Source organism: Curtobacterium sp. VKM Ac-2865 (assembly GCF_015350905.1).
Taxonomy (GTDB): Bacteria; Actinomycetota; Actinomycetes; order Actinomycetales; family Microbacteriaceae; genus Curtobacterium.
The window spans coordinates 142,556-160,982 of record NZ_JADKRZ010000001.1 but is presented as its reverse complement, the minus strand read 5'-3'; the positions used below and the strand labels follow the sequence as shown (position 1 = coordinate 160,982).

Annotated in this window: 17 protein-coding genes; 10 read left to right on the top strand and 7 right to left on the bottom strand. The window is 71.5% G+C overall.

Going from position 1 to position 18,427, the window contains the following annotated elements; genetic code table 11:
• The first annotated feature begins 93 nt into the window (after positions 1-93).
• The 3 genes from ITJ54_RS00705 (at position 94) to ITJ54_RS00695 (ending at position 3,328) form a co-directional block, all read left to right on the top strand.
• A complete protein-coding gene (locus ITJ54_RS00705; protein ID WP_194625451.1) occupies positions 94-1,251 on the top strand; it encodes a sensor histidine kinase in 1,158 nt (385 codons plus the stop codon).
• Positions 1,248-2,570 carry a hypothetical protein gene (locus ITJ54_RS00700; protein ID WP_194625450.1) on the top strand — a complete coding sequence of 441 codons (1,323 nt, stop codon included), beginning with the start codon at positions 1,248-1,250 and terminating at the stop codon, positions 2,568-2,570. The genes ITJ54_RS00705 and ITJ54_RS00700 overlap by 4 nt, the downstream gene beginning before the upstream one ends.
• Before the next feature lie 86 nt (positions 2,571-2,656).
• Positions 2,657-3,328: a response regulator transcription factor gene (locus ITJ54_RS00695; protein ID WP_071271083.1), complete on the top strand. Its 672-nt coding sequence runs from the start codon at positions 2,657-2,659 to the stop codon at positions 3,326-3,328.
• 532 nt (positions 3,329-3,860) lie between these two features.
• Here the strand turns inward: ITJ54_RS00695 and ITJ54_RS00690 are convergent.
• The 3 genes from ITJ54_RS00690 to ITJ54_RS00680 all read right to left on the bottom strand — a co-directional run bounded on the left by ITJ54_RS00690 (position 3,861) and on the right by ITJ54_RS00680 (position 7,430).
• On the bottom strand, positions 3,861-5,129 hold the full coding sequence (locus ITJ54_RS00690) for an MFS transporter (protein WP_194625449.1): 1,269 nt from the start codon (positions 5,127-5,129) through the stop codon (positions 3,861-3,863).
• Between the two features lie 580 nt (positions 5,130-5,709).
• Positions 5,710-6,024, bottom strand: coding sequence for a thiamine-binding protein (locus tag ITJ54_RS00685; protein ID WP_194625448.1), 315 nt, complete (start codon positions 6,022-6,024; stop codon positions 5,710-5,712).
• Positions 6,021-7,430, bottom strand: coding sequence for a glycosyltransferase 87 family protein (locus ITJ54_RS00680; protein ID WP_194625447.1), 1,410 nt, complete (start codon positions 7,428-7,430; stop codon positions 6,021-6,023). The genes ITJ54_RS00685 and ITJ54_RS00680 overlap by 4 nt, the downstream gene beginning before the upstream one ends.
• Before the next feature lie 63 nt (positions 7,431-7,493).
• Here ITJ54_RS00680 and ITJ54_RS00675 point away from each other — a divergent pair, with 63 nt between their 5' ends.
• Positions 7,494-8,213 carry a YceI family protein gene (locus tag ITJ54_RS00675; RefSeq protein ID WP_194625446.1) on the top strand — a complete coding sequence of 240 codons (720 nt, stop codon included), beginning with the start codon at positions 7,494-7,496 and terminating at the stop codon, positions 8,211-8,213.
• A 71-nt stretch (positions 8,214-8,284) separates the two neighbouring features.
• On the opposite strand, the gene ITJ54_RS00670 is transcribed toward ITJ54_RS00675, so the two are convergent.
• Complete coding sequence (locus tag ITJ54_RS00670) at positions 8,285-9,043, bottom strand: SDR family NAD(P)-dependent oxidoreductase (RefSeq protein ID WP_194625445.1); 759 nt, start codon at positions 9,041-9,043, stop codon at positions 8,285-8,287.
• A gap of 67 nt (positions 9,044-9,110) precedes the next feature.
• Here ITJ54_RS00670 and ITJ54_RS00665 point away from each other — a divergent pair, with 67 nt between their 5' ends.
• Positions 9,111-9,689: a TetR/AcrR family transcriptional regulator gene (locus ITJ54_RS00665; protein WP_194625444.1), complete on the top strand. Its 579-nt coding sequence runs from the start codon at positions 9,111-9,113 to the stop codon at positions 9,687-9,689.
• A gap of 104 nt (positions 9,690-9,793) precedes the next feature.
• Entirely contained in the window at positions 9,794-10,771 is a 978-nt protein-coding gene (locus ITJ54_RS00660; RefSeq protein WP_194625443.1) for an SDR family NAD(P)-dependent oxidoreductase, read from the top strand.
• 131 nt (positions 10,772-10,902) lie between these two features.
• On the opposite strand, the gene ITJ54_RS00655 is transcribed toward ITJ54_RS00660, so the two are convergent.
• The 3 genes from ITJ54_RS00655 to ITJ54_RS00645 form a co-directional block, all read right to left on the bottom strand.
• A complete protein-coding gene (locus tag ITJ54_RS00655; protein ID WP_194625442.1) occupies positions 10,903-11,916 on the bottom strand; it encodes a TerC family protein in 1,014 nt (337 codons plus the stop codon).
• A 164-nt stretch (positions 11,917-12,080) separates the two neighbouring features.
• Entirely contained in the window at positions 12,081-12,947 is an 867-nt protein-coding gene (locus tag ITJ54_RS00650) for an SDR family oxidoreductase (RefSeq protein WP_194625441.1), read from the bottom strand.
• A gap of 224 nt (positions 12,948-13,171) precedes the next feature.
• Positions 13,172-14,017: an ADP-dependent NAD(P)H-hydrate dehydratase gene (locus tag ITJ54_RS00645; RefSeq protein WP_194625440.1), complete on the bottom strand. Its 846-nt coding sequence runs from the start codon at positions 14,015-14,017 to the stop codon at positions 13,172-13,174.
• Between the two features lie 24 nt (positions 14,018-14,041).
• Between ITJ54_RS00645 and ITJ54_RS00640 the strand changes: the two genes are divergently transcribed.
• From ITJ54_RS00640 to ITJ54_RS00625, 4 genes are all read left to right on the top strand, one after another.
• Positions 14,042-14,680, top strand: coding sequence for an HAD family hydrolase (locus ITJ54_RS00640; protein WP_194625439.1), 639 nt, complete (start codon positions 14,042-14,044; stop codon positions 14,678-14,680).
• Complete coding sequence (locus ITJ54_RS00635; RefSeq protein WP_194625438.1) at positions 14,677-15,759, top strand: NADH:flavin oxidoreductase/NADH oxidase; 1,083 nt, start codon at positions 14,677-14,679, stop codon at positions 15,757-15,759. Before ITJ54_RS00640 ends, ITJ54_RS00635 begins: the two co-directional genes overlap by 4 nt.
• A gap of 169 nt (positions 15,760-15,928) precedes the next feature.
• Positions 15,929-17,305 carry a hemolysin family protein gene (locus ITJ54_RS00630; protein WP_194625437.1) on the top strand — a complete coding sequence of 459 codons (1,377 nt, stop codon included), beginning with the start codon at positions 15,929-15,931 and terminating at the stop codon, positions 17,303-17,305.
• Positions 17,302-18,342 (top strand): hemolysin family protein, encoded by a 1,041-nt coding sequence (locus ITJ54_RS00625; RefSeq protein WP_194625436.1) that lies wholly within the window; start codon positions 17,302-17,304, stop codon positions 18,340-18,342. The genes ITJ54_RS00630 and ITJ54_RS00625 overlap by 4 nt, the downstream gene beginning before the upstream one ends.
• Positions 18,343-18,427 lie beyond the last annotated feature (85 nt).

The following is an 18,427-nucleotide window of genomic DNA, read 5'->3' as shown; positions in this document are numbered from 1 at the left end:
TGCCGCTCGTGGAATGATGACTGAGCGTCCACTTCGGATGCCTTCCCGCACGACCCTCGCTCCACCGACGAGGACAGACGCTTCAGGACCCCGATGGAACCCTTGGCTCAGGAACGCGACCGGTTGCTCCGGTCGACGACCCGTGTCGTCGGCATCGTGTGCACCCTCGTCAGCCTGGTCGGGGTGCTCTGCTCCTTCGCCGTGCCGGCCGGTCCGCTCGCCCTCGGCGTCGCGTGCATCGTCGTGATGCTCGGTGCGCTGGTCGCCTTCGGCTGGAACGGCGCCGTGTGGTGGACCGCGCTGACGCAGGTCTCCGGGCTCGCCGCGCTCGTCGTCCTGCTCGCGAACGCCCAGCCCGACCTGCGCCAGGTCGTCGCCAGCGCCCTGGTCCCGCTCGCCGCCGGCGGGCTGTCCTCGATGTTGATGGCCCAGCGCGGCCACGTGGTCGGTCTCGCGCTGACGGTCCTCGGCGGCGGGGCGTCGCTGGTGATCATGACCATCGCGACCGGCTCGGTGCTCTCCTCCCCCGTCGGCGGCACCGCCCTCGGGTGGGTCCTCACCGCGGTCGTCGCCTACTGGATCTCGCGCAGCATCCCCCGGGTCGCCCGTCGCATCTACAGCATCGGCACCGCGCACCGGGCCGAACGCCAGGCCAGCGAGACCGAGGCCCAGCGTCGACAGGGCGCCCGGCTGCTGCACGACACCGTCCTCGCCACGCTGACGCTCCTGGCCCACTCCGGCGTCGGAGTCTCCGAACAGGCCATGCGCGAGCAGGCCGCCGAGGACGCCAGACTCCTCCGCCACCTCCGCCTCGGCGCCACCCCGCAGCCGCAGCAGTCCGGCGACTACTCGCTCACCCGGGCCGAGGAGTCACCACTCGGGCAGACCCTCGAGTCGGTCAAGCAGCGCTTCGGCCGGATGGGTCTCGAGGTCAGCTGGCACGGCACCGGGCAGGTTCTCCTGCCCACGCAGGTGCTCGACGCCTTCCTGCTCGCCCTCGCCGAGTGCCTGGAGAACGTCCGTCGGCACGCCGGCGTCGCCGAGGCCCACGTCACGATCGTCCACGACAAGGACATGGTCCGCGCGATGGTCACCGACTCCGGTGTCGGGTTCGAGATCGGCCTCATCGACGAGGAACGCCTCGGCTTCAAGGAGAGCGTCGTGAACCGTCTCCGCGAGGTCGGCGGCGACGCCCGCCTGTTCTCCGCGCCGGGCTCCGGCACCACCGTCGTCCTGGAGGCGCCCAGATGACCCGCACCCCCGAGGACACCATCGGTCGCAGTCTGCCCGGTGACACGAGACAGCCCGCTCCGCGGACCCGCCGGGAGGCGCGTGAGCGGTACCGGGGCACGGAACGTCGGCAGGCGCGCGGCCTGCCCTCCACCTCCACGGGAGCGCGGTCGCTGCGGCAGGCCGCCAAGCCGGGTGCGTCCCTCGGTGCTGGGCACCTCGGCCTCGGCGCCGCGGTGCTGACGGCACTCGAAGCGGTCTCCGGCATCGTGTTCTTCCTGACGGGCTGGTCCGGGTACCAGGACCCGTGGCTCCCCGCCGCCGCGTGGATCCTGTTCGTCATCGCCGCGGTCGGTGTCGGGCTCAGCGTCATGACCTACGGCGAGCGGCTCACCGGTGTCGCGTTCGCCCTCATCTGCGTGGTGCTCAGCTGCGTCGTCACGCTCGACTTCATCGGCATCTGGCCCGAGCACGACCTCGCCCACACGGCCAGCGCCTCGGTCGCCGCCGGGTTCGCGCTGCTGCCGGTCGCGACGCTGCGACCCGCGCGCGAGGTCGCCGCTGCGATCGCCGTCCTCGGGCTGGCCTTCGTCGGGATGTCGCTCGCGTCGACCCCGATCACGACCGACACGATCCCGGGGCTGTTCTCCCTGCTGGCGCTCGTCATCGTGCCGCCGTCGGTCGCCATCTTCGTGACGCACCGGTTCCGGCAGCTCGTGCAGCGCGAGCTCGACCGGGTGCTCGTGCAGTCGAACGTCGGTGCGCCGCAGTTCGCCGTCGGGATGCTGGCCTCGGACGAACTCGCCCGCCTCGACCTCGCCGCCGAGAAGCTCCTCGACGCCGTGGCCAACGGCACCGACCCGCTGCCCCTGTCCGACGCCTCGTCCTCGGTCGCCGCCTCGCTCGCCACCGAACTCCGCCTGCACCTCATCGAGGGTCGCCGCGAGACCTGGCTGTACCACGCCATCACCGAGTCCGACCACCTCGGCCGGGCCGTGAGCGTCGCCGACCCGAGCTCCCTCGCCGGACACCTCACGCCCGCGCAGCGCGACGGACTGCTCCAGGCGCTGTGGCAGATGGTCGGGGACGGCCGCGGACACCAGCCCGGCGTCCCGGTGGTCTCCGTCACGCTCGGGCCCGTCGGCACGGCGGGACACCCGGTCTCCGACGAGACCATGGACGTGCCGATCGTCATCGAGTCCCGGGGCGTGCCGCGTCGACGTCTCGGGCCGCCCGCCTGGACCGGTCTGCAGCGCATCGGGCCGTACACCGAGAACGTCCGCGAGGGCGTCCTGCACATCGTCGCCCACTGCGTCGTGAGTCGACACCCGAACATGTGACCTGCCGGACACCCTGACCACCTGCGCCTCCAGCGTGCAGCCGACCTCTAGGCTCGGCCACGCAGACCACGAGAAAGGACGCCGACATGGCGACTCCAGAGGAACCGATCCGACTCGCACTCGTCGACGACCACAGGATGCTCCTCGGCGCGCTGACCGAGTGGATCCGGGGCGCCGCCGACGACATCACGCTCGTCGCCGCCGTCACGACCTGGCCGGAGCTCCTCACGAGCCCGGCGTTCCCGGTGGACGTGGTGCTCCTCGACCTCGACCTCAAGGACTCCATCCCGGTCTCGCTGAAGATCTCGACGCTGAAGACCGCCGGCGTGAAGACCGTCGTGATGAGCACGTACTCGGAGCCGAACGTCGTGCGCGAGGCCCTCGGGTCCGGCGCCCTCGGCTACCTCGTCAAGAGCGAGGACGCCGACATGATCGTCGAGGCCATCCGCTCCGCCCAGCGCGGCGAGCAGTACGTGTCCGCGGAGCTCGACCTGGCGATCAACTCCGGCGACGTCGGCGGCGTGCCGAAGCTGAGCGCGCAGGAGCGTCGCGTCATGGCGCTCTACGGCGGCGGCGAGCCCGTGAAGAGCGTGGCGTACCAGCTCGGCATCTCCGAGGAGACCGCGAAGAGCTACCTCAAGCGCATCCGCGAGAAGTACCGCGTGGCCGGCTTCGACGTGGGCACGAAGGTGGCGCTCCGGAAGCGGGCGATCACCGACGGCATCATCGTGCAGGACGGCAGCCCCCACGGCCTGTAGCCCGCTCCGCTGAACCCGTTCAGCTGAGCCCGTTCCGCTGAGATCGCACTCCGTGTCGCCTCGACCCCGGTCGACCCGACACCGAGTGCGATCTCGTCGTAGGGGGCGGGGGGTGTCGGGCGCAGCCGGACACCCCTGACCGGCTGCCTGCCGAGCGGCCACGACACCCCGCTCACGTCCGCCGAGCGGCCACGAGTCGTCGCTCCCCGACGCCGCGAACGACGAGCGCTGCCCCCTCGACGGCACACCGGCGGCGTGTCGCACCCGCTCGGCGCCCGCCGGAGTTCCGCTGAGATCGCACTTCGTGTCGCCTCCGTTCCAGTCGTCCCGACACGAAGTGCGATCTCACTGCCGGGGTTGGCGCGTCCCCGAACCACCCGTGCGCCCCGCACCGCCCCACGCCCCCACGCCGGAGTTCCGGTGAGATCGCACTTCGTGTCGCCTCAGCCGCGCCGGACCCGACACGAAGTGCGATCTCACCGCCTGGGGATGACGACGAACGGGACGACGAGGAGCGGGTCTGGCGAGCGGGTCAGCCGACGGGGACCGGGGCCTCGATCGGGCCCGTCGAGGTGTGCTCGGCGGCGGCAGCTGCCGCTCGGCGGTTCGTCCGACGCTCGACCCCGTAGCTGATGGCCGTCATGCCGACGCCGAGCAGCGCGAGCCCGATGCCGAGCCACCCCGGCGCGAGGAACCCGAACCCGGCCGCGATGACCGCACCGCCGAGGGCCGCACCGAGCGAGTTGCCGATGTTGAACGCGGAGTGGTTCAGCGCCGCCGCGATCGTCCTGGCGTCACCGGCCATGTCCATCAGGCGCGACTGCACCGCCGGCGGGATCGCGGACGAGGTCGCACCGAGCAGGAACGCCCCGACGAAGACACCGACGGTCCACTGTGCGGTGAGCACCATGAACAGCAGCGAGCCGATGAGCGCGAACATGCCGACGTAGATCGTGCGCTTGACGCTGTGGTCCGCCAGGTGCCCGCCGAGCACGCCGCCGACGACCATGCCGAGTCCGACCACCACGAGCACGAGCGGCACGACGGACTCGGACAGGCCCGTGACGTTCGTGACGAGCGGCGAGATGTACGAGTAGACGGCGAAGAACCCACCGAACCCGACGGCCCCGAGCCCCATCACGAGCCAGACCTGCGGAACGCGGAAGGCACTGAGCTCCCGACGGATCGAGGCGGACTCGTCCCGAGCGGATCGCGGGACGAAGGCGGACACGGCGAGGAGGGTCGCGACGAAGAGGACCGCGACGACGCCGTAGGCCACGCGCCACCCGGACATCTGCCCGATCCACGTGATCGCGGGCACGCCGATGACGTTCGCGACCGACAGCCCCAGCAGCACCATCGCGATGCCCTTGCCGCGCTTGCCCGGGCCCATGATGTCGCCGGCGACGATCGACGCGATGCCGAAGTACGCGCCGTGCGGGAGGCCGGCGACGAAGCGTGCGACGAGGACCAGGCCGAACGAGGGCAGCACCGCGCTCGCCACCGTCGCCACCACGAACCCGACGAGCAGCACCATGAGCAGGCCTTTGCGGGGGAACCTGGCACTCATCGCGGCGATGGTCGGGGCACCGACCACGACGCCGAGTGCGTAGGCGCTGACGAGCCACCCGGCGTGCGCGATGCCGGCGTCCGGATCGGCGGAGTACTGCGTCGGCAGGAGCGCTGCGGCGATGTTCGGCAACAGGCCCATCGCGACGAACTCGGTCGACCCGATGGCGAACCCGCCGAGGGCGAGGGCAGTGATCGCGAGCGCGCGTCGCGCCGGCGTGAGCTGGGACATGGTGCCTGGTCTTCGAACGAGGTGCGGGCAGGACCGACCGTGGACACGGTCAGGTTCGCGGTCGGCGGAGCGGCGTCGACGGGGCCGCCCGAGGCCCGGCGTCCGGACCGCATCGTCACGACCGACGTCTGAGCCGGCCCGTTCGGCGGTGAACGGAAGCGACCGAGTCAGCGGAGCGACTCGGTCGATTCAGTGTAGACCGCTCCAAAGCATCGACGAAAGGCCCGGACCGAATCGATTCGAGTTCGTCGATGAACGACCTCGACGACAGACCGGACAGGGTCAGGCCGCTCGACGCTCCGCGGGCTGCTGCGCAGCGGCACGACGCGACGCGTCCGACCGGTGCTCGTCACGATGCACCCAACCGACGCCGCACTCCGTGCAGGACGCCCAGGCGTTGCCGGAGCCGGACTCGTCTGAGTCGATGACGACCGTTCGCAGGTCGCAGTCGGGGCACCAGCCGTCGTGCATCATCACGGTCTCCTCGTGGTCCGGGCGGGACACCCGCTGTGTCCGTCTGCAGCCATGACACACCCGACCACCGACATCACCGGGACCCGGGCGGCGTGTCGTGGAGGGCTCAGGAACCGCCCTCGAGCGCCGTCTCCAGGCGTGCGACCTTGCCCTCGAGCTCGCCCGTGTACCCGGGTCGGATGTCGGCCTTGAGCACGAGCGACACCCGCGTGCCGAAGACCCCGACGGCCTCGGTGGCGGCCTTCACGACGGCCATCACCTCGTCCCACTCCCCCTCGATCTCGGTGAACATCGAGGACGTGTGGTTCGGGAGCCCGGACTCGCGGACCACCCGCACGGCCGCTGCGACGGCATCGTGCACGGACCCGTCCGGCTGCTCGGAGGGACCACCGGACGGGGCGACGGAGAACGCGACGATCATGCGCCCATCCTGCCCCGCGACTCGTGGTCCGGACCAGACCCGGGGACCGGACCCGACCCGTGGTCCCGACCGACCCCGGGGATCGGACCCGACTCGGCAACCCGACCCGAGCCTCCCGGCCGCACGACCGGACGCGACGCGACGCGCGATCCGCGCCGCCCGACCGGACGCGCCCCGCGCCGCCCGACCGGACCCCCGCGTCGCCCGGCCGACCCCAGCCGCACCACGACCACGATGGCCCACACCAGGATCGCGACCTCGAGCACGTTCCGCACGGTCAACACCACGAGGATCCACGGCTGCACGGTGAGCACCTGGTCGTACCACCCCGGGTAGACGAGCTGCGTCAGCAGGGCCATCGGCAGCGCGGCGACCGCCACGGGCAGGAACCGCCTGGCGCTCCCCCGCCCCGCGACCAGCCCCCACACGATCGGCACGGCGAACCACCCGATGTACTGCGGCGACCCGACCTTGTTCGTCGCGACGAGGGCCGCGACCAACAGCAGCGCGAGCACCGGCGCCACGTCCGTACGGCGTGCCCCACGGCCGACGGCCCACGCGGCGAGGACGACGCCCGCGACGACGACGAGCGCCATCAACGGCGTCGACACGGCTGCCGCCAGGTGCGTGCCCGTACCGGAGACCTCGAACGTCAGGATCTCGGTGTCGTAGAACACGGCGGCGCCGGGCACGTGCGCGGCAGCGGCCCACATGAAGGGCGTCGCGAGCGGTGCCTCGATCTGCAGCGCCCGGCCGCTCTGCTGGCCGATGAACGAGAGCAGGTGTGCCGCCCCGCCGAAGAGCACGTCGACGAGCACGACCAGCGCGGTCACGGTCAACGCCCCGGTCAGCACGCCGGCACGGTGCCCACGCCGCAGGAGCAGGAGCACCCCGACGAGCGCCGCCGGCCACACCTTGACCCAGGCCGCGACGGTGAACACCGCTGACGCCACGGCCGGCCGCGACGCCACGAAGCAGACCCCGACCAGGGCCACGGCGGTCGCGACGGTGTCGATCCGCCCGAGCCCGATCGGGCCGAGCGCGAGCAGGAACACGAGCCACCACCAGACGACCCGCACGCCGAGCGCCCGGAACCGCCACAGGAACACGCAGGCCACGGCGTCGAGCAGCACCATCAGCACGAGCCAGCCGGTGCCGATCGAGGCGACACCCCCGATCGCGGCAGCGGCCATCGGCACGATCGCGAGGATCGGGTACACCCAGTCCGAGTCCATCCCGACCCAGAAGTGGGAGCTCAGACCGGTCTCGATCCACCGCCGGTACGTGATCGTCACGTCGCCGAGCGGCAGGTTCGCGGTCACCGTCGTCAGCCACCACAGCACGAGGTGCACGGCCGCGAACGCGACCCCGAAGCCGGCGCGTTCGAACCACCTGGACTGCTGCACCGGACGAGCGTAGCGGCACCGGTCCCCAGGAGTTCCCGAGGGTGACGTGTCAGCGTCCTCCGTGTGACCTCCTCATCCCGGCGCGGCAACACACCCCGGCGCACGGCCGTCATCTGGATCTCCGTCGTCGTCGGCGTCGCCGTGCTCGCCGTCGTGGGTACCGTGATCGGCACCTCGGTGTACTCGGACACCGAGAACGCGAAGGCGTCGGCCACGCCGACCGTCGCCGCGACCCGGGAGCCCTCCACGCTGACGACGCAGACCCTGTCGGGCGACTGGGTCGTCGGTGGCGACTCCGAGGCCGGCTACCGCCTGCACGAAGTGCTCAACGGGAACGACGTCACGGTCACAGGCCGCACCAAGAGCGTCTCCGGCAGCGCGAAGGTCGACGGCACCGCCATCGCCGCCGCGACGATCGAGGTGCAGGTCGGCGACATCGCGACCGACTCCGAGCAGCGCGACTCCTACTTCCGGGACTCCGCGCTCGACACGTCGGCGTTCCCGACGGCCACCTTCACCCTCACGAAGCCGATCGCGGACGCCGTCCCCACGGGCACCGACACGAAGCAGGTCGAGGCCACCGGGGAGCTCACCCTGCACGGCGTGACGAAGACCGTGACCGCGACGCTCGAGGTCGGTCTGAGCGGCGACGGGGTCGACATCTCCGGCACGGTCCCGGTCACCTTCGCCGACTTCGGCGTGCAGGCGCCGAACCTCGGGTTCGTGAAGGTCGACGATGCGGGAGCCGTCGAGTTCCTCGTCCACGCGACGCCGCAGCAGTAGCCGCACACCCCACCGGACAGGAGGCTCGGCGCCGGTCCGGCACCGAGCCTCCAGTCCGCCTGTGGCCGGGTCTAGACGGCGGACCAACCGCCGTCACTCGGCAGCACGACGCCGTTGACGTTCGACGAGTCCTCGCTGAGCAGCCAGGTGATCGCCGCGGCGAGCTGTTCCGGCTGCGCGGGGGCGGGCACGATCGCCTGGACGACGGGTCCGATGCGGCTGGCGGCGTACTCGCTGCCCATCGGGGCCTCGATGTTCGTGTCGACCGCGCCCGGTGCGACGGCGTTCGCGCGGATGCCCTGCGGTCCGTGGAAGAACGCGATGCTCTTCGTGAAGCCGGCGATGGCGTGCTTGGACGATGTGTAGGCCGCTCCAGCGGTGGAGCCACGGAGCGCGGCCTCGGACGCGACGTTCACGATCGTGCCGGAACCGGCGGCGATCATCAGCGGGAGCACGGCGCGCGTCAGCCGCATGGGCGCGGTGACGTTCACGCTGAAGACCCGCTCCCACGTCGCGTCGTCGACCTCGGACGGCGGCAGGAAGCGGTCCATGATCCCCGCGACGTTCGCGAGCGAGTCGATGCGGTCACCCGCCGCGGCGACGATCTGCTGGATGGTCTCGGCCTGCGAGACGTCGCCGACGACGGTCTCCAGGTCGGCGTCGGGCAGGTCGGCGCGCAGGGCGTCGAGGCGCTCGGCGACGACGTCGGTCGCGATGACGCGGCCGCCCTCGCCGGTGAGGCGGATCGCGGTCGCGCGGCCGATGCCGGAGCCGGCTCCGGTCACGACGATGGTCTTGCCGACGAAGCGGCCGGCGGTGGTGTCTGTCATGGTTCTCCTCAGTGAGTCACGAACACGTGTCACCAGTTGTAGCACTCAGTGCTGAAAGGAGGCCCTGATGCCCGACGCCCCCATCGGCCGACCGCGGACGATCGCGCCGCACCACATCGCCGCCGTCGCCCTGGAGCTGTTCACCGCGCGGGACTTCGACGCGGTGTCGATGGACGACGTCGCCGCGGCCGCGGGCGTGAGCCGCCGGTCCGTGTTCCGGCTCTTCCCGTCGAAGGGGTCGCTCGTCTGGGGCGGCTTCGACGAGTTCACCGAGCGGGTCGCAGCAGCCCTGCGCGCGGTCCCCGCCGACGTGGACGGCGACACCGCCGTGTGCTCGGCGCTGGTGACGGCGTCGGCGTTCCCACCCGACGACCAGGACGTCACGCGGCGGCGGCTCCTGGTGATCGACCGGAACCCGTCCCTGGCGAGTGAGGGCGCCGCACAGCACAGCGCACTGACGCAGGTGCTGCGCGAGGCCATCGCCGAGCGCGACGGGGTCGAGCACGCGGACCTCCACGTCGCGGTGCGCGCTGCAGCACGCGCAGCCGAGGCGACGGCCGCCCTGACCTGGTGGGCACGGGAGGGCGCAGAGTCGCCGGAGGCCGTGGTCGAACGCGCGCTCGGCGGGTCGGCCGTCCGCGACTGACGCGCAACTGACTCACTCCTTGCGAAACGGAAGCGCGTTCCGTATCTTTACGGAACGGCGTTCCGCTTCGGTGCGCCGGACCGTCGACGAGAGGCACCACCACCGTGATCACCGACCAGCACCCCATCCCCTCCGGCTTCGACGCCGCGTCCACCGCGACCGACGTCCTCGCCGGCCTCGACCTCACCGGACGGCAGGTGGTCGTCACCGGCGGGCACAGCCGACTCGGGCGCGAGGTCTCCCGCGCCCTCGCAGCCGCCGGCGCCTCGGTCACCGTCGCAGCACGGGCCACCGAGCGGGCAAGCGCCGCCGTCGCCGACCTGCCCGGGGTCACCGTCGAGCAGCTCGACCTCACCGACCCGGCCTCGATCGACGCCTTCGCCGAGCGCTGGGCCGCGGCCGGACGCCCGCTGCACGCGCTCGTCAACAACGCCGCGATGCTCTTCTCCCCCGAGCGCCGACTCGACGGCCGCGGCAACGAGCTGTCCTTCTCGACCACGCACCTCGGGCACTTCCAGCTCACGCGGGCACTCCTGCCGGCGCTCCGTGCCGCGGAGGGCGCCCGCGTGCTCACCGTCACGTCCGGGGCCGCGCGGTTCGGGCAGATCCGCTGGGACGACCTCGCGTTCACCCGCGGGTACGACGCCGGTGCGGCCTACGGGCAGTCCAAGCGGGCGAACGTCCTGTTCACGGTCGAGCTCGACCGGCGCCTGGCCGAGGAGGGCATCCGGGCCCTCGCCGCGCACCCGGGCGTCATCATCGGCCCCGGCCCGCACGACCCGTCGCGCCTGGCGTCGTACCGGGAGCAGGGCCTCGTCGACGCTGACGGCACGACCGTGATCGACCCCGCCGTCGGCAAGAAGACGATCGAACAGGGCGCGGCGACCCTGGTGTTCGGCGCAGTGAGCCCGATGCTCGCCGGCATCGGCGGCGTCTACCTCAAGGACAGCGACGTCGCCGTGTTCGACGACACCGTGCGCCCGCTGACCGCGTCGAGCATCCCGTCGGACGCGAACTCCGCGATGCTCGACGAGGCGGACGCCCGGCGGCTCTGGGACGTCACGGAGCAGCTGCTGGCCTGACGACGGCCGTCCGGTCCGGCGGTCTGCCGCACCACCCACCGGACGGGAGGCTCGGCACCGGTCCGGCACCGAGCCTCCCGTCCGGACGCGGTCCGGTCACGTGCGCTCGGCGGAAGCAGCCTGGTCGATGGTCAGTCGGCGGCGCGAGCCGGCTCGACGTCGTCCGGGGTCTTCGAGCCCTCGTGCCGGATGCGGATGACGCTGGCGACCGTGGAGACACCCATCGCCGCGAGGATCACCACGAGTGACACCCACGTCGGGATCTCCGGCGCCCACTCGATGTGGTCGCCGCCGTTCAGGAACGGCAGCTCGTTGCCGTGCAGTGCGTGCAGCACGAGCTTCACGCCGATGAACGCGAGGATGAACGCGATCCCGTACTTGAGGTAGACCAGCCGCTCCAGCAGTCCCCCGAGCAGGAAGTACAGCTGCCGCAGGCCCATCAGGGCGAAGACGTTCGCCGTGAAGACGATGAACGGGCTCTCAGTGATGCCGAAGATCGCCGGGATCGAGTCGAGGGCGAACAGCAGGTCCGTGGTGCCGATGGCGATGAGCACGACGAGCAGGGGCGTGAAGTGCCGGACGCCGTCCTTGTGCGTGCGGAACTTCATCCCGTCGAAGGTGTCGGTCAGGCGAACGCGGCGACGCAGCAGCCGGACGATGAAGCCGTCCTTCTGGTCGGCGTCCTCGTCCTCGCCGCGGAGCTGCTGGATCGCCGTCCACACGAGCCACGCGCCGAAGATGTAGAAGATCCACGAGAAGTTCTCGATGAGCTGCGCGCCGACCAGGATGAAGATCCCGCGCAGCACGAGCGCGATGATGATGCCCAGCATGAGCACCTCTTGCTGGATCTTCTTCGGCACCGAGAACCGCGCCATGATGATGACGAACACGAACAGGTTGTCGATGCTCAGGCTGTACTCGGTCAGCCAACCCGCGAGGAACTGTCCCGCCGGTTCACCGCCTGCGAAGACCAGCATGGCGACCGCGAACACCAGCGCGAGGCCCACGTAGACGCCGACCCACACCGCCGACTCCTTGAGCGTCGGCACGTGCGGGCGCCGAGCCACGATGAGCAGGTCCGCGAGCAGGATCAGGACGAGCGCGACGATCGAGCCGACTTCGAACACGACGGGGAGTTCGGGCATTGCGTGGTGGTCCTTGCTGCTGGTGGGACTCGCTGAACAGACGTCAAGGATAGGCGACGTGGGCCGCGGCGAGCGCTCCGACGATCAGGACGACAGGGTCGCTGTCGTACGACCTCGACGCTGTCGTTCCGGGTCGAGCACCCCGCCCGCCCGACCTGCGGACCTCACAACCCGAACCCGCCGTCCGTCGTCAGGACCTGCCCGACGACCCAGCTCCCGGCCGAAGTCGCCAGCCACCCGATGAGCTCGGCGGGGTCCTGCGGCGCCCCCACGCGACCGAACGGCGTGCTGGCGACGTAGGCGTCGAGGTCCTCGAGCGACCGGTCGGTCGACTCCGGGTCCATGTAGCCCGTGTTCACCGGCCCGGGGTTGACCGTGTTGAGCACGATCCCGAGTTCGAGCAGCTCAGCGGCCACCGTCGGGGTGATGCCGGCGAGCGCGGCCTTGCTCGTCGCGTAGGCCACCTCGCCCCGCATCGCGCCGTGGATCTGCCCGGAGGTCATCCAGAACACGTGCCCCTGCGCCTCGGCGTACGGCCCGTTCCCGACGATCCGGTCGCCCGGTCGGCTCGGCTCGTCGCGGTGCGGTGCCCGGAGCCGTGCGAACTCGGCCGTGAGCAGGAGGGTCGAGCGGGCGTTGACGTCCCAGAAGGCGTCGAGCCGCGCGGGGGTCATGTCGAGGATGCTGCCGTCGTCGCCGCTCTTCGCGTGGTTGCACACCAGGATGTCGAGGTGTCCGGTGAGCCCGACGGCCGTGGCGATCACGTCCGGGATGGTCGCCGCGTCGGACAGGTCCGCGCCGACGTCGGCGAACCGGGCGCCCTCGGTCAGGTGCTCCCGGATGCCCGCGCGGACCGCGTCGAGGTCGTCCCCACCCCACGGCAGGTCGAGGTCGTGCGGCCGGTGGTGGTGGATGACGACGTCGGCGCCGAGGGACGCGAGCTTCGTGGCGACGGCGTACCCGATGCCGCGGCGCCGTGAGACTCCGGTGACGAGGGCGGTCTGGCCGTGCAGGGGCAGTGGTGCGGACATGGTGAACCTCTCGATGGCGCCGCAGGAGGGCGCGTGGGTGGGATCGGAGACGGTTCAGCGGCACTGCATGGCCAGGACGCTACCGGGTTGCACGCACCCTGGCAACGCCCGTGCCGGCGAGCGCGGCGCGCACCCCACCGGCCTGGAGGCTCCCCACCGGCCCGCCACCGAGCCTCCCGTCCGGAACGTGCCAACGCACACACTCGACGAGCGAGCGGACCGCGTCAGGCGCGGCCGTCGCCGTCGACGACGAGGTCGCGCACGACGCCGGGCAGCGCCTCGATGAGCGTGGTCATCGTGAAGGGCCCGCCGCCGGACGCCCGCCGGGCCGCCGTGCCGTGCACCACCGCGGCCGCAGCGGCCAGGTGGGCGAGGTCCGACGGACCGACCTCGCTGCTCCCCGCCCGGCTGGCGACGAGCGCTCCGAGCACCCCGCCGAGGACGTCCCCGGCGCCGGCGGCCGCGAGCCACGGTGTGGCGGACGAGGCCACGAGCCGGACGGACCCGTCGGGCGTGACCACGTGGGTGTCCGCGCCCTTGAGGAGCACGACGCTGCCCGTCCGCTCGGCGGCCCGGAGCGCCGAACCCCGCGGGTCGGCCTCGACGGACTCGCGGGAGACCTCGAGCAGTGCGGCCAGCTCCCCCGCGTGCGGCGTCAGCACCGCGAGCGGCCCGAGGTCGACGAGCGGGATGGCGCCGGCGTCGACGACCACGGGCACGCCGTCCTCGGACGCGTGCTCGAACGCGGCAGCGGTGTCGGGGTCGAGCGACCCGAGCGAGGACGCGGAGATGCCGGAGCCGACGAGCCAGGCCTGCACACGGCCGACGCCGGAGACGACCTCGGGGCGCCGGGCCAGCACGGAGTCGGTCGCACGTGACGGTCCGACGTAGCGGACCATGCCGACGCCGGTGTGCACGGCCGCGTCGACGCCCATGACCGCGGCGCCCGGGTAGCGGTCCGAGCCGGTCGCGACGCCGAGCACCCCGCGGCGGTACTTCGTCGACTCCCCGGTCGGCGCGGTGACCCAGGCGGCGGCATCGGACACGGAGAAGGGCACGAAGTCGTTCATCGTGCCCACGTTACGGTGGGGCGCATGAGCCTGTCCCTGCCTGGTCGTGTCGTCGTCTTCGACTACGGCGAGGTGATCAGCCGGACACCGCACGCAGCACGCCAGGCCCTGCTCGCGGCGACGGGGCTGACCGCCGACGAGCTGTTCCCTGTCTACCAGGAGCTCCGGCACGACCTGGACCGCGGTGACCTCTCGGTGCTCGACTACTGGCGCGCGATCGGCGAGCGCACGGGCCGCACGTGGTCGGTCAGCGAGGTCCACCGGCTCTGGGCACTCGACTACACCGGGTGGTTCGAGGTCGACCCCGAGGTGCTCGACCTGGTCGAGGAGCTGCACGACGCCGGCACACGCCTGGCGCTGCTGTCGAACGCCGGGTTCGACTTCGGCGACCCCTACCGCCGGTCCCCGATGGGCTCGCTGTTCGAGACCGTCGTGGTGAGCGCCGAGGAACACGTGCTGAAGCCCGATGCGTCCATCTACCGCGACACCTGTGCCCGACTGGGAATCGACCCGGCGCAGATGGTGTTCGTGGACAACAGGGCCGAGAACGCCACCGGTGCGGAAGCGATCGGGGCGGTCGGCCACCACTACACCTCGCCGGCAGCGCTCCGCACCTTCCTGCAGCAGCTCGCCGACGCACCTGACGAAGGAGCCACCGCGTGACGCACGCCCTGTTCGAGCCGATCACCATCCGCGACCTGACGGTCCGCAACCGCATCTGGGTCTCGCCGATGTGCCAGTACTCGGTCGATCAGCAGGACGGCGTGCCGACGCCGTGGCACCTCGTGCACCTGGGCGGGTTCGCCAAGGGCGGCGCCGGCGCGGTCGTGCTCGAGGCGACCGGTGTCGTGCCGGAGGGCCGCATCACCCCGCAGGACCTCGGCCTCTGGAACGACGAGCAGCGCGACGCCTACCGGCCGATCGTCGACTTCATCCACTCGCAGGGCGCCGCCGCGGGCATCCAGCTCGCGCACGCCGGTCGCAAGGCCTCGACGTACCGCCCCTGGGACACCACGCACGGCACGGTCCCCGCGTCCGAGGGCGGCTGGACCACGGTGGCCCCGTCGGCCGTGGCCTTCGACGGCTACGACACCCCCCGCGAGCTCACCACCGAGGACATCCGGCTCGTCGCGCTCGGGTTCGCCGCTGCCGCACGCCGGTCGGTCGAGGCCGGGTTCGACCTCGTCGAGCTGCACGCCGCGCACGGGTACCTGCTGCACCAGTTCCTGTCGCCGCTGAGCAACCACCGCACCGACGAGTTCGGCGGCTCGCTCGAGAACCGCGCCCGAGCGCTGCTGGACGTCGTCGACGCCGTGCGCAACGAGGTCGGCGAGGGCTTCCCGGTCGTCGTCCGCTTCTCCGCCACCGACTGGACCACGGGCGGCGTCACGCTCGAGGAGACCGTCCAGGTCGCACGCTGGGCCGCCGAGCACGGGGCCGACCTCGCCGACGTCTCGACCGGCGGCAACGTGGCCTCGGCCCCGATCCCCGTCGGACCCGGCTACCAGGTGCCCTTCGCCGCCGGTGTGAAGCAGGGCGCGGGCATCGGGACGATCGCGGTGGGCATGATCTCCGAGGCGTTCCAGGCCGAGCAGATCGTGGCGACCGGGCAGGCCGACATCGTGATGGTCGGACGCGAGTTCCTCCGCGACCCGTCCTTCGCGCTCCGGGCCGCTCGTGAGCTCAACGTCGAGATCGACTACGAGCCGCAGCAGTACCACCGAGCATCCGTCACCAAGTGAGCGCATTCTCGGCATCCGCCGACTGAGCGCCCGCTACCATGACACTCACTGTGGACGATCCTCCGAATCCTTCTTCGCCCCATCACTCATCCGGCGCTCACTCGGTGAGCTGCCCTGACTCATCGCGCGCCCGACGCGACGTCCGCCTCGACGACCGGGGGTGGCGACGATGAGCCCCGTCGACGTCCTCATGCTGGTCGGCGGCATCCTGCTGACCCTCGGCACCGGCGTGTTCGTGGCGTCCGAGTTCTCGCTCGTCAACCTCGACCGCGCCGACGTCGAAGCCCGTCGTGATCGCGGTGAGGCCGGCCTGGCGCCGGTCATCGGCGCGCTCAAGGTCACCTCGACGCACCTGTCCAGCGCGCAGCTCGGCATCACGCTGACCACGCTGCTGACCGGCTACCTGCTCGAGCCGTCGATCGCGAAGCTCCTCGAGGCCCCGTTCCTGGCGATGGACCTGCCCGAGGGTGTCGTCGAGACGGTCGGGTCGATCGTGGCGCTCGTCATCGCGACGCTGCTCTCGATGATCCTCGGTGAGCTCGTGCCGAAGAACTTCGCGCTCGCACTCCCCCTGCAGACCGCACGCCTGGTCGTGCCGCTGCAGATCGCGTTCACCACCGTCTTCAAGCCGGCCGTCGCCGTGCTGAACGGCACCGCGAACGCGGTGCTGCGCGCGATGGGCATCGAGCCACAAGAGGAGCTCTCCGGTGCACGCAGCGCCGAGGAGCTCACCTCGCTGCTCCGGCGGTCCGCGTCCGAGGGGTCGCTCGAACAGGACACGGCGACGCTGCTGCAGCGCACGCTGTCCTTCTCCGAGCTCGACGCCAGTGACGTGATGACCCCGCGCCCGCGGCTCTCCACCATCCGCGTGTCCGAGTCGGCCGAGGACGTCATCGCCCTCGCCCGCCGCACCGGCTTCAGCCGCTTCCCCGTGATCGAGGAGGACGCGGACGACGTCGTCGGCCTGGTGCACGTCAAGCAGGCCGTCGCGGTCCCACGCGAGAAGCGTCCCGAGGTGCCGGTCGGTGCCCTGATGACCGACGCCGAGCGGGTCCCCGAGACGATGCCGGGCGACACCCTGCTGACCGAGGTCCGTGGTCGCGGCTACCAGATGGTCATCGTCGTCGACGAGTACGGCGGCACCGCCGGGGTCGTCACGCTCGAGGACCTCATCGAGGAACTCGTCGGCGAGGTCTCCGACGAACACGACCGCGCCCGCATCGACGTCGTCCGCTCCCGCAACTGGCTGACGTTCCCGGGGCTCCTCCGCCCGGACGAGCTCGAGGACCGCGCCGGCGTCAAGGTGCCCGAGGACGGCCCCTACGAGACCGTCGGCGGCTTCCTCATGTCGACGCTCGGCCGCCTGCCGATCGTCGGCGACGAGGTCCCGCTGCCGGACGGCGTCTTCCGCGTCGAACGCCTCGACGGCCGCCGGGTCGACCGCATCCGCTGGACCCCGACGCCGGCAGACACGCCGCCCGACGGCGTGACCGTCCCCGCAACGGGCAAGAGCACGACCAAGACCAAGAAGGAGGCCACCCGATGAGCTCCGACTGGTGGGGGATCTTCTGGCTGTTCGTCCTGCTCGGCGGCAACGCGTTCTTCGTCGCGGCCGAGTTCGCCGTCATCTCCGCGCGCCGCTCGCAGATCGAGCCCCGGGCCGAGGAGGGCTCCCGCGCCGCACAGATGACCCTGTGGGCGATGGAGCACGCCACCCGGATGCTCGCGACCACGCAGCTCGGCATCACCGTGTGCTCGCTGCTCATCCTCAACGTCTCCGAGCCGGCGATCCACCACCTGCTCGAGGGTCCGCTGCACCTGACCGGGTGGAGCGTCGAGGTCATCGGCATCGTGGCGTTCGTCTTCACGCTGCTGCTCGTGTCGTTCCTGCACGTGGTGTTCGGCGAGATGGTGCCGAAGAACATCTCGTTCTCGATGCCCGACCGCGCCGCACTGCTGCTCGTGCCGACGCTCTGGTACATCGGTCACGGCCTGCACTGGGTCGTCGTCGGCCTGAACGAGGTCGCCAACGCCGTGCTCCGGCTCTTCAAGGTCGAGCCGAAGGACGAGGCCGTCAGCGCCTACACGGTGGAAGAGGTCCAGACCATCGTCGAGCAGTCCCGTCGCGAGGGCACGCTCTCCGACGACGGCGGCACGCTCCGGATGGCGTTCGAGTTCACCGAGAAGAAGGTCAAGGACATCGCCCTGCCGATGTCGGAACTCGTCACGCTGCCCGACGTCGCCACCCCCGGTGACGTCGAACGTGCGGTCGCGCAGCGCGGGTTCTCCCGATACGTGCTCGTCGGCGACGAGGGCGAGCCCACCGGCTACGTCCACGTCAAGGACGTCATCGACCTGCGACCGGACGAGTTCGACGACCCGGTGCCGCCGAAGCGCATCCGCCAGCTCATCTCGCTCTACACGGAGATGGACCTGGAGGACGCCCTCGCCACCATGCGCGCCGCCGGCCGCCACGTGGCCCGCGCCTTCGACGCGGAGGGCCGCACGACGGGCGTGCTGTTCCTGGAGGACATCCTCGAAGAACTGGTGGGCACCGTCGAGGACGCGACCCGCCGCCGGTAGACGCACCAGGACGACGGACGGGAGGCTCCCCACCAGCTGGTGGGGAGCCTCCCGTCTGTCCGTGGTCGGCTACCAGCTGACGGGC